Genomic DNA, 14,545 nt, shown 5'->3' with positions numbered 1-14,545 from the left:
GGGAGCGATTACAGATGAGTCAAGCATATAAAGAAGCTGGTGTTGATATCGCTGCTGGAAATGAAGCGGTTGAGCGAATGAAAAAACACGTTACACGCACGTTTCGGCCTGAGGTGATGACTGGACTCGGTGGTTTTGGCGCCTTATTTCGTCTAAATGTAGCAGAGTACAAGCAACCTGTGCTTGTATCTGGAACAGATGGTGTTGGGACTAAGCTAAAGCTCGCTTTTCAAATGGATCATCATGATACAATAGGAATTGATGCGGTAGCGATGTGTGTCAATGATGTTGTAGTGCAAGGCGCTGAGCCTTTATATTTCTTAGATTATGTTGCATGTGATAGGGTAATCCCTACGAAGCTGGAGTCCATTGTAAAGGGAATCGCGGACGGCTGCGAGCAAGCAGGCTGCGCTCTTATAGGCGGAGAAACGGCCGAGATGCCGGGGATGTATGCAGACGGTGAATATGATATCGCGGGTTTTACGGTTGGAGTGGTTGAGGAATCCAAAATAATTGATGGAAGTAAAATGCAAGCAGGGGATATTTTAATCGGTATTGCTTCGAGTGGTGTTCATAGTAATGGCTTTTCCTTAGTACGAAAGGTATTGCTTCAGGATGCCGGGTTTTCGTTGCACGACAAAGTAGAAGGCTTTGAAAAAAGCTTAGGTGAGGTCTTACTTACTCCTACAAAGATTTATGTTAAACCAATCCTTTCCTTACTAAAACAGGTTGAAGTGAAAGGAATGGCTCATATTACAGGCGGTGGATTTACAGAGAACATTCCCCGAATGCTGCCAAACGGACTGCAAGCCTCCATTACATTAGGAAGTTGGCCGGTATTGCCAATTTTCAAATTGATCGAAAAAACAGGTAATATCAACCAGCAGGATATGTTCCTGACTTTTAATATGGGAATTGGAATGGTGCTTGCAGTAGCCAAGAAGGATGCTGAAAATGTATTAAACATGCTTCAGGAGGCTGGAGAAGAAGCGTATCTGATTGGGGAGGCACAGCAAGGAGATAGCGGAGTTGTTTATGTGGAAGGGGAGCACCAATGAGGATAGCGGTGTTTGCTTCTGGAAGCGGATCTAATTTTGAAGCGATTGTGCAAGCCACTCGAGATGGACGCCTTCCCTCCTTAGAGGTAGCTCTATTAGTCTGTGATCAAGCTAAAGCTTATGCGATAAAGAGAGCAGAGCGTCTTGGCATCCCTGTATTTTTGTTTTCAGCCAAAGATTATGTGTCTAAGGAAGCATTTGAACAAGAGATTTTGGTTCAATTAAAGCAAGAAGAAATTGATTTTATTGTACTAGCTGGCTATATGCGATTGATAGGGAATGTATTGCTTATCAGCTACCAAGGGCGAATGATCAATCTACATCCATCTTTACTACCGGCATTTCCGGGAAAAGATGCTATTAAAAAAGCATGGAAATATGGAGTAAAAGTGATGGGTGCGACTGTTCATTTTGTTGACGAGGGAATGGATACAGGTCCCATCATTGATCAGGAAGTTATTTTTGTTCATAAGGAAGATACCGAAGAAAGTTTGCAGCAAAAGATACATGAGGTTGAGCATAGGCTGTTAATTCGTGTGTTACAGGGTCTTAGCGAAGAATCCCAGTTAGGGATTTAAGGTAAGGGGAATCTAAACTAGCCAAACAGCGAGGCAAGCAACATAAGTAGAGCGTTCTCCTTCAGGATGAAGGAAAACGCTTTTTCGTGTTTGATTCGCAGCAAGGTGAGAACGACCCCAAACACCCAAAAGTATCTTTCCGCGACTTTCCCGCTCACCAACTGTTTGCCTTATTCATATGATAGAGCAAGTGGGCACGCACACAAGGAGGCGAACAACTGGAATGGCGGATATCGTATCCAATTTGCTTAGCAAGCTTAGTGAGCGAACAGGAAGAGAGTGGAGCATTCATGACATATATCGATTGGCGCAAAAGCTACCTGAAGTAAATAGTAAAAATATAACTTCAGTGCTAAATGAGATATCTGACATGGGATTGAACGTGTCCCAAGAGGCACGTGATCAGGTATTAAATAAAGTCAAAAACAAGGATTACACCGGTATTAAAAATGAAGTGCTAAATCACCCTGTTGAAGAGGTGGAATCACCTATCGAATGTAGTCTGGATAAGAAAGAAAAAAAAGCAAAGAACAAATCAAGTAAAAGAACAAAAGGAGAATATGCAAAGGTACCTTTGCATAAAAAATCAAGCAAAAGCTCTAAAAGTCTCTATCATAGTCTAAAAAAACTAAGCAATAAAAAAGGGAAAAAGAAGCGTGTATAAAATAAAAGAAAACCGTACAGCCCACATATGGGAGGTACGGTTATTCCCAGCAACAGTTCCTATAACGTATCCATTACCTCAGATAAGTTCTCTGCTGAATGTGCAACATGAGAAACAGCTTGATTCATTTCTTCAATGACGCGTGAAAAAGTGACAAGCTCTTGTTCAATCAGGTTGCTACGTTCCTTACTAATACTGACAGCTTTTTGGATATTGGCAAAAAAGCAGGTTATTTCGCTCATCGAAGACGTAGAGGATACAATCAATTCTTCTACACGGTCGAGAAGCGAAGACACTCTGGAGGTTTGATTATGTGTTTGCTCAATCAATTGAGTTACACCAGAGACCGACTTTTTCGTTTGTTCCGCGAGCTTGCGCACCTCATCTGCAACCACAGCAAAGCCTCTCCCTTGTTCACCAGCACGCGCTGCCTCGATGGCCGCATTTAAGGCGAGGAGATTGGTTTGTTCGGCGATACCCGTTACTACACTAACGATGCCTCGAATTTGCTCTGAAGTATTTTCCAGAGCTTTCATTTCAACGGAGATTTCTTTCATACTAGACTGAAGCAGATCAAATTGGCTAACCTGCTCGTCAAGCTTGGTGGTACCCTCTATGGACAAATTTTGTGCTTCAATAGAAGAAGCTGTTCCTTGCTTCGCATGAATCACAAATTCCCCAGCTTGGGCACTCAGCTCCTCGACAGAAGCGCTAGTTTCCTCAGAGATTGCAGCTAGTTCCTGAGCGGATTGGTTGACTTTTTCTCGGACAATCACTTTCTTATCTTCTTCTAAGCTACGTAAACGGTTGATCTCATCCTGGTACGCCTCCAGCACGATTTGCTGTTCGATACTTAATAACTTGGTAATGGCTTTTACTGATTTATGGTAATCAGATTTACTGTCTATATGTATGTCTAGCATATTGAACAACGAGATTGATAAATCCTGAAAGGCACATAAATACCATTTTGGTAGCAAACCAATTTTAACATGAGCGATTGCAATGCGCTTACGCTGTTGTAGGAAGTTCTCATCTATAATGCCGTTAAACAATTGTAAAATATGAGTACGCAGTGTTGCTTTTAAACGGTCAATGGAGCTGTGGCGTTCAATGATAACCATCAAGGAAGGCTCGTGCTTCAGATTCTTGTAAAATTGATCTACCATCTCATCGATATGCTGTTCAACGAGTGGCTGGAGACAGCGGGCAATTCGAAGATCGGATTCGGAAAGTTGAATCATTTCCAATTGTTTCACGACATCGGAATGTTTTGGCACGTTTAGAGATACATTCTTGGCATGCGCTTGCTCATCTAGTGAGAACGCTTTCTTGTTGTGGTTAGAACCAAAAAATACGGAAAAAGGTTTTGCGCACATGAAATACCCCCCGGAATAATGAGACAGCAGTTTTTGATCTGATTGTCCGTTGCAATCTCTTTTGATTGTAATATATATATTATAAAATAAGTGACCCCCATCATATAGAACTATACTAGCTACTATATAAAATTAATATATCCACTAGTTATATCGGTTCCTTTTTTGTAAAAAGTAAGGTGTTTATACAGTTTCAGTATTTTATTTGTAAATAAGAATGTCAAGTGGTCGTGAGGTGAGAACAGTGAACTCGTTTTGGCGATTTATTGCTTCCTATTTTGTTGCCACACTGATATGGGTGCTGATGTGGAATAACGCTGAGGGAATGGTACCTTCTATACAAGTAGCATGGTTTACCATCGGTGTTGTAGTTGGATCTATTTTAGTCATGAATGTAAAAAACACATCTCCAAGAAACCAACAAATCCTTTATCTGTTACTCGGATGGCTGAGTATTTATGCAACCATTCATTTATTCGAATGGAAGGTAAAGATGATAACCATGGCCTTTTGATGGCAAAGAAAAATCTGTTAGCACTTTTTGGATTCCTTTTTTTGCCTATCGATTACAAGTGCGAGGAAGGCTAGAACAGAGCTGATGAGACTAAGTATAGCAGCCCAAAATGCTAAATTATCTGACGAAACACCAAGATCCCCCACTAAATCGGATATTGCTGGCATGACTCCCCTCCTCTCCGACGACTTAATAATCAGTTTATGTTGACATACGTGACAAGGGACTAGGCAGGTATCTGCACTGTAGATTAGGATGTAGAAAAACGTGATTGAGCCATATCATGTATAAGAGATGAGTTGTACACATGATTTCCGATAATGCTTTGTTGGGCGGCTTGGTACATGCTATAGGCTACTTCTTCTGCAGGGATAGCACGATACGTTGCTAAGGGACCAATCAACAAGGGAGAGAGAAAAGGAACAAGCTTACCTGCCAAATGTTCGGAAATTCGATACTCATCACGTTTACCTAGTAATAAGGAAGGACGAAAGAACAAGGCAGTAGGCAATTGTAGATTTGCAATATCTCGTTCCAGCTTCCCTTTTATTTGATTGTAAAAGAAAAGCGAGTTTGCATTAGCACCTAAAGCAGAAACCAGTAGAAATTTTTCAGCGCCTTGTTGTTTAGCTAGGCCTGCCATAGCCAGTGGATATTCATAGTCAACTCGCTGAAATTGTTTCTTACTTTTTGCCTTTTTTCGTGTGGTGCCAAGACAGCAATAGATATCCGTAGATGAGAAAAGCGAGTCATATTGATCCAGATTTTCAAAAGAAAGAACAGCTTGTTCAAGTTTCGGATGATCAATTGGTAGCGCCTTTCGCCCAATCGCATAAATACGTTCGTATTCGGGAGCTTCTAATAAAAAAGTGAGTAAATGTCCTCCTACCAGTCCGCTTGCACCCGCAAGAAGGGCTGTTTTCTTTTGGAGCATGTCAACAATCCTTTCTGACTTATTCAATCTTTCTTATTATCTCCTATTTTTGCCAGAAAAAAAAGAACATCATGACAGAAAGTAATTAGAAAGTAAATAAAAGGTAATAGGCTATTTGAGCAGTAAAAATGTTGAAAAAAACGTACATTTATAATATGATTAGCATGAAATGTTCGTGTTAAACGAGTAATTACATGTCAGGAGGTTCTTTCCGTGGGGAAAAAGAGAGCACTGATTAGCGTATCTAACAAAACAGGCGTGGTGGAATTTGCAAGCCAGCTTGTCGAGCTAGGTTTTGAGGTCATTTCAACTGGAGGTACAGCGACTCTTTTAGCTGATGCAGGAGTTAAGGTAACAGGAATATCGGAGGTAACCCAATTTCCAGAAATGATGGACGGTCGGGTAAAAACCCTGCACCCAGCTATTCACAGTGGTTTGCTCGCGGTTCGCGATAATGAAGAGCACGCGGAGCAAATGGCGGCCCAAGGTTTTGAATATATTGATATCGTAGCGGTTAATCTTTATCCGTTTAAGGAAACAATTTCTCGTCCAGATGTCAGCTATGAGGACGCGATTGAAAATATTGATATTGGCGGGCCAACTATGCTGCGCTCGGCTGCAAAGAACCATGCATACGTGACTGTAGTTGTTGATGCTAATGACTATGAGCTTGTGTTGAATGAAATCCGCGAACAACAAAACACCAGTTTAGAAACGCGCAAACGCCTAGCAGCTAAAGTATTTCGTCATACGGCTGCCTATGATTCTCTCATTTCACGCTATTTAAGCGAACAAACAGGCGAGGAATTGCCAGAGAGCTTTACGGTTACCTATGAAAAGGCTCAGGAGCTTCGCTATGGAGAAAACCCTCATCAGAAGGCAGCATTTTATCGAGATGCTTTGTCCACTAGCGGCAATATCGCTTCGTGCAAACAACTTCACGGCAAAGAACTTTCCTATAATAATATTAACGATGCTAATGCTGCATTGGCTATATTGGCTGAATTCAGCGAGCCAGCAGCGGTTGCAGTAAAACATACCAATCCATGTGGGGTAGGTGTGGGAGTGACCATTCAGCAGGCTTATCAAAAAGCGTATGATGCTGATCCCGTCTCTATTTTTGGTGGGATTGTAGCGGTGAATCGCCCGATTGATCGTGAAACAGCTTTACTACTAAAAGAGGTATTCTTAGAAATCATTATTGCCCCAGCTTTTGAACCAGAGGCGTTGGCTGTTTTGCAGGAAAAGAAAAATGTACGTTTACTTCAGATGGACGAGATAGCCTCTACTGAGCATAAAGGTGCATTAGGTTCTGCTTATCAAATCACTTCTGTGCATGGTGGAGCGCTTGTGCAGGAATGGGATCGCAAATCCCTTGACCCTACTGCTATAATGGTCGTAACTGAACGTTCACCAAGTGAAGAAGAGCTAACTCAGCTAGAGTTTGCTTGGAAGGTGGTCAAACACGTTAAGTCCAATGCGATCGTTCTAGCTAAATCAGATAAAACTATCGGAGTTGGTGCGGGGCAGATGAACAGAGTAGGTTCAGCCCAAATTGCAATCACACAAGCTGGAGAAGAAGCTAAGGGAGCAGTTCTTGCCTCAGATGCATTTTTCCCAATGTCTGATACAGTAGAAGCAGCAGCTCAAGCAGGAATTACAGCTATTATTCAGCCTGGTGGCTCTATTCGAGACCAAGAATCGATCGATGCGTGCAATCGTCATGGCATTGCTATGATTTTCACAGGTGTCCGTCATTTTAAACATTAAGGGGAGGACAAATAGAATGAAAGTTTTGGTAGTAGGCAGCGGGGGAAGGGAACACACCCTCGTGTGGAAACTGGCACAAAGCCCTAAAGTGCAGAAAATATTCTGCGCTCCGGGTAATGGTGGAACCGCTGCTCTGGTGCAAAACGTTCCGATCCAGGTGACAGATTATGCGGCACTGGCACAGTTTGCGAAAGACGAGGAAATTGATGTTACCATTGTAGGTCCTGAAGATCCGCTTTTAGGAGGAATTGTAGATTTCTTTACTCTGCGTAATCTACCTATATATGGTCCAAGTGCAAAAGCCGCAAAGCTGGAAGGCAGCAAATCCTTTGCTAAATGTCTGATGAAAAAATATAAGATTCCAACTGCGGAATATGAATCTTTCCTCGATTTTGAATCTGCTATCGCTTATGTAAGAGAAAAAGGGGCTCCTATTGTTGTTAAAGCGGACGGTCTGGCACAAGGAAAAGGTGTCATTCTAGCTTTTAGCCTAGAGGAAGCAGAAGAAGCAATCCGTCAGATCATGCAGGATAGTAAGTTTGGTCAAGCTGGAAGTCGCGTTGTTATTGAAGAGTTTATGCGCGGGGAAGAATTGACGTTGCTCTCCTTTATTGATGGAGAGACTGTTAAGCCAATGATTCCTTCTCAGGATCATAAGACGGTATTTGACGGAGATAAAGGGCCGAATACCGGCGGCATGGGGGCTTATGCTCCTGTACCTCAAGTAAAGAATAGCGATCTACAGCATATCATAGATAAGATTGTTCAACCGATGGCGTCTGCTATGGTAAAGGAAGGTATCCCGTTTCGAGGTGTTTTGTACACGGGATTGATGCTTACCGAGGATGGTCCTAAGGTTGTTGAATTTAATGCCAGATTCGGTGATCCAGAAACACAGGTCATTCTGCCTTTATTGGAAACGGATTTAGTGGAGATTGTGATGGCCACAATAAATGGAACCTTGGCTGATTTAGATATCAAATGGAGTAAGCAGAGTGCGGTTACAGTTGTTATGGCTTCACCAGGATATCCGGGAGATTATCCTAAGGGAGCTGTCATAAGTGGTCTGGATGTACCTGTAGCTGATTCGCCTCAAGGAGACAGACAGGAAATGGTGTTCCATGCTGGTACAAAGCAGGAAGCTGGTCATTTTGTAACAAATGGTGGACGGGTGCTTGCCGTAACTGCTTTAGACGACTCCTTGCAACTAGCCAAAGAAAAAGCATACCAGGCTGTAACCAATATTTCCTTTACGGGTGCACATTATCGTAGAGATATTGCTGATAAAGCTTTTAAAAAGGTATAGACAGTCAGAGAGAATAAGTAGTCTGGATTGAACAAACAAAAGGGATTGGGCCTCTGTGGCCTGATCCCTTTCGTTTGATTTCACTTAGCATCATGATTAGACGCATTTTTATTCTTTGCTTGATCATGGTGTGAGTCTTCTTGCTGGGTAGATGGTTGAAGAGATGCTTGCTCACCTTGTTTTTCGCTTTCTACAAAGCTTTCGAATGCCTTGCGAGCAAGCTCTTCAACTTGCGTGTTTTCAGCGTTATGGTTTGTTGCCTGCTCATTCTGAGAATTTGCTTGGGTATGATCTGTGGAGGTTCGCTTGGTTACTCGGTTTTTCATCGACGACGTAGCTTCTCTAGTCTTGTTGTAAAGCGAAAGACCAGTTGGAATAATTTTATCCATCGCTTGACGTATTACATCCTCTTTTCTGGTACTGATACCAAACATCAAGAGGATTGGACAAAAGCGCGTGATTCCCTCAGCTACCTTCATAGCAGACCAAAGCAGAAGACCATAAGGTTTTTTACGATAACGATGATTTGACATTTTGCTAATAGCGCACCCTAAACCGATTAGCCCCAAGGTTATACGAATATAGGCGTCCAGCCTACCAACATTCTTTTTCATGCTCATCCAGCCTCCTTCCTCGTGTTAGTTTGTGTTGAGAAGCGATCGTCCACCCAAGGAAAAAATGGCAGAAAAGCAGGGATCCATGAGTGAGTCATATAAGTAGTAAATAACGATGCTAACAAGAGAGGAGAGGGAATGAGTGAGGGCAAGGAAACTAACAGAAATGGCTTACAAACAAATGATTCGTACTGCAAAAGGACTTGAAGCTGCTAGTGTGTGGATTACTGGAGGTACCATATTAGATGTATATACGAAGTCTTGGCGCCAAGCAGACATAGTCTTGTCCGGGGAGCGAATTGCTTATGTGGGAGAAAAAGCACCATTCGTAAATCAGGATACAATTTGTATAAATGCAAAAGACAAATATATCGTCCCGGGATACATCGAACCGCATGCCCATCCTTTTCAATGGTATAATCCGTTCACCTTAGCTGATTATGCATTGCAGACAGGGACCACGACGATGGTAAGTGATAGCTTGTTCTTATTTCAATTGTTGCCCTATGATAAGCTGTCTTCGCTTTTAGATGAGATAAATAAGCATCCCGTGAAGCAATTTTTTTGGGCTAGGCTGGATTCACAAACGCTGCCTGATCCAGAAGGAGTATTTCAGCGAGAAAGAATAAAGGAGCTATTAGATCATCCTCTAGTGATCCAGGCTGGAGAATTAACGGATTGGAGAGGAATATTGGATGAGCGAGAAGAGCTGTTAGAAGGAATGCGCTATGCTCTGGATTTGGGTAAACGAATAGAGGGTCACCATCCAGGGGCTTCTTATCAAACATTGGCTTTAGCGGCCGCTCATGGTGTAGGAGCTTGTCATGAAAGTATGACGGCCGACGAGCTGCTGCATCGCTTGCAAGTGGGGATGTATGCTACACTCCGCCATTCCTCCATTCGGCCCGATCTGCCCAAACTGATTAAAGAATGGAAGCAATTAGGCTTACCTTGGTCGCCTCGCATGATGCTTACCTCAGATGGAGCTACAGCGCCGATGCTTCGAAACGGAGTGATGGACTACACGATCCGAGTTGCGATTGAGGCCGGTATGCCTATGGAGGAGGCCTACGTAATGGCAACATTAAATCCTGCTACTTATTACCAAATGGATACGGAAATAGGTGGGATTGCTCCTGGACGTGTGGCTGATATATTGCTGCTTACAGAAAGAAGTAATCCAACGCCAGAAACGGTTATCGCAAATGGTCTTCTGATCTCTGAGGAGGGACAAGCTAAAGCAAAGATACCAAAAAGGCAACTAAGTGAGTTTATTTCTATTGGCTCCACCATGGAAGAAACGGTGTCTGATCATTGGTTTTTGTTTCCAGAGCAAGAACAAGAGCAAGCCCTTCACTTAGATTCTCTCCCTGTCATCTGTATGATGAATTCAGTTATTAGCAAATTAGATACAACAACTGTTATTCATAATTGGGAGGAGCTTATACAAATACCGGATGCGATGCTTGCAGTCTTAATTGACCCCAAGACGAAACAACTCACAAAGGCCATTTTACGAGGATTTGCTGTTGAGCTAGAAGCATTAGCGACCACCTTCCATGCATCCACAGAATTTCTCGTATTAGGTCGTAATCCGCAAGCGATGAAAGCGGCCCTTCAGGAGATCGCAGCATCAAAAGGAGGAGTGGCAATCATTGAAAAGGGAGAAGTGTTATTTCATATGCCCCTGCCTATAGGCGGGAAAATGACAGATGAACCGATGGAGCTTGTCATGGAAAAAAGCGAGCTTTTTACCATATTAATGAGAGAACGTGGCTATCGTTTTGATGATCCAATTTATTCCTTATTATTTTTTACCGCTACCCATTTACCCTTTGTTCGTTTTACTAAGGCTGGAATGTATGAAGTGAAGACAGGTACTATGATTTATCCTGCTAGTCCGATCTAAAAGTTTGGCTGATAGGTTATCAATAAAGCTTCTATTCCTTATTGATATGTGTAAAATAGTACCAATGGCGCGGTAAAATCGCTTCGATAAAAATTATTTTTTTCTTGTAAATTTTCTGAGTTATTTTACAATAAAAAATAATCATTAACACAAAACGAATCTTTCTACCCTATAGTTGTCAAAATCCTGACGATCTGAGAATAAACTGATTTAGTTGAAAGAAGAAAAATAAGGGGGATTTGATTCCATGAACAAGAAAGCTAGCATGGGACTCTTGACCGCCATATTGATTACTGGATTAGCTTTATCAGGCTGTGCAGGGGCAGGCCAAGGCACCGGAAAAGAGGTAATAAAAATAGCTACCCAAAGCCCGCTATCTGGTGCATACGCAAACATTGGAGACGCGATTAAACAGGGTGCAGGGTACGCCCTGCAGGAGCAGAAGGAAGAATTTGCGAAAATGGGATTCGATCTACAGCTCTTTCCACAGGATGATCAGGCTGATCCCAAACAGGGTGTTACCAATGCCCAGCTACTGGTTGCCAACAAGGACGTACTGGGAGTGATCGGTCACTACAATACCGGTGTTGCTGTTCCGTCCTCTTCTAAGTATGAAGCTGGCAAACTGGTCATGGTCTCTCCCGCTAACACAGGCACCAATCTTACTGAAGAAGGGAAGAAGACAGTCCATCGCATTTGCGCACGCAATGATGCACAAGGCCCCGCAGCAGCTAGATATGCCAAAAATACGCTTGGCGTAAAAACCGCATTCATTATTACGGATAAGACGGCGTATGGTACAGGATTAACTGACCAAGTAAAAGCTCAATTTGAAAAGGATGGGGTGGAAATACTTGGTTTCGAAGGCATTACTGTAGGGGAAAAGGATTATAGTGCTGTGGTTAATCAAGTAGTTACAAGCAAACCAGACCTAGTTTTCTTTGGAGGGATTTATTCGGAAGGAGGTCTGTTATTTAAGCAGGCTCGTGATAAAGGGTATCAGGGCATATTTATGGGCGGGGATGGAATTGATTCCTCAGAATTAGTGACGATTGCTGGCAGTGCTGCTGAAGGAGTGATCTATACATCGGCAGCAGGCGACGTTACCCAAACTGCTGAAGGCAAAAAATGGGCTGAAGCTTATGAAAAGGCAACTAATAAAAAGCTAGAAGCCTATTCCGTTTACGGATATGATGCGATGAAGGTATTACTGCATGGCCTAAAAAACGCTATTAAGGCAAATGGAAATAAGAAGCCTAGCAGAGAGCAAGTATTAGACGCAGTTCATAAAACGAAAGACTTTCAAGGTCAATTTACCAAAGTCACCTTTACAGAAAAAGGAGACAATGAATTCGCTCAGATATTCGTTTACAAATTTGAAAACGGCAAAGCCACGTATGTAGGCAAAGTAGAGTAGTAATTACAAAGGACGCTTTCTACCGTTGTAGTAAGGGGACGACACATAGAAGCGCCCTTCTTTTGTGAATGATTGAGGAAAAGCCCTATTTGCTTTTAGGGAAAATGATCTGCATTTACAGTAAAAATAAAAATATAAAGAAATGAGGAATGTACATGTGGCAGATCCTACCTCAAGTTTTGGTCGACGGACTTACCCTCGGCTTCATGTATGCAGTTGTAGCCTTGGGTTACACAATGGTTTATGGAATCTTGGAATTTATTAACTTTTCCCACGGAGAAATTTTTATGGTGGGAGCCTTTGTCGGAACAGAAGTGCTTCTGATTATGGATGCTAACGGTGTATTGCAAGGAATGAATCCATTTTTAGCTCTTTTTCTTGCTCTCATTATCAGTATGATCGTAACCGGTTTATTGGGTGTGGGGATTGAACGGGTTGCTTATCGACCTCTACGTAATGCCCCGCGGCTGGTTCCGTTGATATCTGCTATTGGTGTGTCCTTCTTCTTGCAGGATATCGTTCGTTTTGCAGAAGCGCTTCATCGGGATACCTTTTATTTAACAGGACCAATTTTATTCCCTGGAAAAATTGATATCGGAATTGCCCAAGTTCCCTCCAAAGCTGTCATTGTTGTTATCGTAGCTATCGTAATGATGATTACATTAACCTTTTTTATTAATAAGACAAAATGGGGTATCGCGATGCGTGCCGTTTCACAGGATCAATCCACAGCATCACTTATGACCATAAATGTGGACAAAGTTATCATGCTAACCTTCCTTATTGGCTCAAGCTTAGGTGGAGCAACAGGTGTGTTGTTTGCACAAAACTATGGAACGATTGATCCTTTCATTGGATTCATTTTGGGCATGAAAGCTTTTACGGCTGCTATATTAGGCGGGATTGGCAACCTTAGAGGGGCGATGCTGGGCGGAGTGCTTCTTGGTTTGGTTGAGTCGTTGGCTGGTGCATATATGGGGCCGTTAACAGGAGGAGCCTTCGGTGGAGAGTATAAGGATGTCATCGGGTTTGCCATTCTCATTCTAGTGCTTCTGTTCAAACCAGAGGGTCTGCTTGGAGAAGCCGTAAAAGAGAAAGTGTAGGTGAAAGAAATGGGAACTCTTAAAAATGTGCTAGCAAAGGAAAAACCAATCCCGCTTCTTCTTACGCTGGTGTGGATTGTAGCATGCTCTGTAGCGCTTTATTTATTACAGCAATCGGTAACAAGCTTTGTGGGGCTCATTTTTTCCGTATTGCTCATTTACTACACGAATACGAATAAATGGATACAAGTGTTTTTAGGGGTGTTCGTGCTGTTCGGTCTTATTCCATTACTAGCTTATGATAACAGCTATTATATGGAAGTGGCGACCAATATCGGCATTTATGTAGCGATGGCGCTTGGCTTAAACATTGTGGTTGGATTTGCAGGATTATTGGATTTAGGCTATATTGCTTTTTTTGCCGCTGGAGCATATGCATACGGCATATTTGCTACCGCACAGGCTAATCATTTTATTCCGGGAGATTTGTTCCCGTTAAGTGGAGAGTGGTTTTGGGCATTTTTAGTGGTTGGTTTGCTGGTTGCAGCTATTTTTGGAATTCTGCTAGGACTCCCCGTTCTCCGTGTAAAAGGAGATTATCTAGCCATTGTTACCTTAGGGTTTGGTGAAATTATCAGAATAATCTTTAATAATTTAGATAAGCCAATCAATATAACAAATGGACCTCAGGGGATAACGTCTATTAATGCCCCGCAAATATTGGGTGAACCATTTTCTGATGCTTTTCATTTCTATTTTATTGTCCTCGTGGTGATTTTATTGATTGTATTTGCCAACATTCGCTTGGAGCATTCCAAACTAGGGCGGGCTTGGATTGCGATTCGTGAAGATGAGCTGGCAGCGCAGTCTATGGGCATTTCTCTGTTAAAAACGAAACTAGCGGCATTTGCTACAGGAGCATCCTTTGCAGGGGTAGTGGGAGTTATCTTTGCGGCAAAGCAAACCTTTGTTGATCCTACCTCCTTTACATTGATGGAGTCATTTAGCATCTTGGTAATGGTTATTTTAGGTGGGAGCGGCAGCATTCCCGGCGTTATTTTAGGTGCAACGTTTGTTACACTGCTACAGGTTCAAATTTTAAAAGAGTTATCTAATTATTTACATGAGCTATCTCAGGCAGGAATCCTGTATCTACCCAGTCAGCTAGACCCGTCTAAGCTACAGCGGATGGTGTTTGGAATTCTACTGGTATTAGCGGCTCTCTATCGTCCAAACGGATTAATTCCAGCAAAAAGAAGGAAAGAAAATATGGAGTCCATTAAAAATCACGCTCAGGTTGAACAAAGGCAGGGCATTCTTGCTAAGCTGACTGGACGAAACAAAGCAGGCTAGAGGAGG

The 14,545-nt window shown here is 42.4% G+C and carries 14 protein-coding genes; 10 read left to right on the top strand and 4 right to left on the bottom strand.

The window, feature by feature from the left end; genetic code table 11:
• Positions 1-14 precede the first annotated feature (14 nt).
• The 3 genes from purM (at position 15) to AYJ08_RS07650 (ending at position 2,300) form a co-directional block, all read left to right on the top strand.
• The gene (purM, locus tag AYJ08_RS07660) at positions 15-1,058 is read left to right on the top strand and encodes a phosphoribosylformylglycinamidine cyclo-ligase (RefSeq protein ID WP_064017227.1); all 1,044 of its coding nucleotides are present in this window, start codon (positions 15-17) and stop codon (positions 1,056-1,058) included.
• The gene (purN, locus tag AYJ08_RS07655; RefSeq protein WP_064017226.1) at positions 1,055-1,636 is read left to right on the top strand and encodes a phosphoribosylglycinamide formyltransferase; all 582 of its coding nucleotides are present in this window, start codon (positions 1,055-1,057) and stop codon (positions 1,634-1,636) included. The genes purM and purN overlap by 4 nt, the downstream gene beginning before the upstream one ends.
• Before the next feature lie 223 nt (positions 1,637-1,859).
• A complete protein-coding gene (locus AYJ08_RS07650) occupies positions 1,860-2,300 on the top strand; it encodes a hypothetical protein (RefSeq protein ID WP_064017225.1) in 441 nt (146 codons plus the stop codon).
• Positions 2,301-2,359: 59 nt separating this feature from the next.
• On the opposite strand, the gene AYJ08_RS07645 is transcribed toward AYJ08_RS07650, so the two are convergent.
• Complete coding sequence (locus tag AYJ08_RS07645; protein ID WP_064017224.1) at positions 2,360-3,679, bottom strand: globin-coupled sensor protein; 1,320 nt, start codon at positions 3,677-3,679, stop codon at positions 2,360-2,362.
• 235 nt (positions 3,680-3,914) lie between these two features.
• On the opposite strand from AYJ08_RS07645, the gene AYJ08_RS07640 reads away from it, so the two are divergent.
• Positions 3,915-4,193, top strand: coding sequence for a hypothetical protein (locus tag AYJ08_RS07640; protein WP_231929050.1), 279 nt, complete (start codon positions 3,915-3,917; stop codon positions 4,191-4,193).
• Positions 4,194-4,210: 17 nt separating this feature from the next.
• Here the strand turns inward: AYJ08_RS07640 and AYJ08_RS23930 are convergent, their stop codons facing one another.
• Both AYJ08_RS23930 and AYJ08_RS07635 read right to left on the bottom strand, forming a co-directional pair.
• A complete protein-coding gene (locus tag AYJ08_RS23930; protein WP_197490610.1) occupies positions 4,211-4,360 on the bottom strand; it encodes a hypothetical protein in 150 nt (49 codons plus the stop codon).
• A gap of 83 nt (positions 4,361-4,443) precedes the next feature.
• Complete coding sequence (locus tag AYJ08_RS07635; RefSeq protein WP_231929049.1) at positions 4,444-5,154, bottom strand: NAD-dependent epimerase/dehydratase family protein; 711 nt, start codon at positions 5,152-5,154, stop codon at positions 4,444-4,446.
• A gap of 186 nt (positions 5,155-5,340) precedes the next feature.
• Here AYJ08_RS07635 and purH point away from each other — a divergent pair, with 186 nt between their 5' ends.
• Complete coding sequence (gene purH / locus AYJ08_RS07630) at positions 5,341-6,897, top strand: bifunctional phosphoribosylaminoimidazolecarboxamide formyltransferase/IMP cyclohydrolase (RefSeq protein ID WP_064017223.1); 1,557 nt, start codon at positions 5,341-5,343, stop codon at positions 6,895-6,897.
• Between the two features lie 16 nt (positions 6,898-6,913).
• Entirely contained in the window at positions 6,914-8,203 is a 1,290-nt protein-coding gene (gene purD, locus AYJ08_RS07625; RefSeq protein ID WP_064017222.1) for a phosphoribosylamine--glycine ligase, read from the top strand.
• An 80-nt stretch (positions 8,204-8,283) separates the two neighbouring features.
• On the opposite strand, the gene AYJ08_RS07620 is transcribed toward purD, so the two are convergent.
• Positions 8,284-8,817 (bottom strand): YgaP family membrane protein, encoded by a 534-nt coding sequence (locus tag AYJ08_RS07620; protein WP_231929048.1) that lies wholly within the window; start codon positions 8,815-8,817, stop codon positions 8,284-8,286.
• A 142-nt stretch (positions 8,818-8,959) separates the two neighbouring features.
• Here AYJ08_RS07620 and AYJ08_RS07615 point away from each other — a divergent pair, with 142 nt between their 5' ends.
• The 4 genes from AYJ08_RS07615 (at position 8,960) to AYJ08_RS07600 (ending at position 14,539) form a co-directional block, all read left to right on the top strand.
• Positions 8,960-10,726 carry an adenine deaminase C-terminal domain-containing protein gene (locus tag AYJ08_RS07615; protein WP_064017220.1) on the top strand — a complete coding sequence of 589 codons (1,767 nt, stop codon included), beginning with the start codon at positions 8,960-8,962 and terminating at the stop codon, positions 10,724-10,726.
• Positions 10,727-10,973: 247 nt separating this feature from the next.
• Positions 10,974-12,143, top strand: a complete 1,170-nt coding sequence (locus AYJ08_RS07610; RefSeq protein WP_064017219.1) for a branched-chain amino acid ABC transporter substrate-binding protein — start codon at positions 10,974-10,976, stop codon at positions 12,141-12,143.
• A gap of 155 nt (positions 12,144-12,298) precedes the next feature.
• Entirely contained in the window at positions 12,299-13,246 is a 948-nt protein-coding gene (locus AYJ08_RS07605; RefSeq protein WP_064017218.1) for a branched-chain amino acid ABC transporter permease, read from the top strand.
• Positions 13,247-13,255: 9 nt separating this feature from the next.
• On the top strand, positions 13,256-14,539 hold the full coding sequence (locus tag AYJ08_RS07600; protein ID WP_064017242.1) for a branched-chain amino acid ABC transporter permease: 1,284 nt from the start codon (positions 13,256-13,258) through the stop codon (positions 14,537-14,539).
• Positions 14,540-14,545 lie beyond the last annotated feature (6 nt).

Source organism: Brevibacillus sp. SKDU10, from assembly GCF_001645205.1.
Taxonomy (GTDB): Bacteria; Bacillota; Bacilli; order Brevibacillales; family Brevibacillaceae; genus Brevibacillus_B; species Brevibacillus_B halotolerans.
The sequence above is the reverse complement of the archived record's forward strand: the minus strand, read 5'-3'. Positions and strand labels throughout refer to the sequence as shown.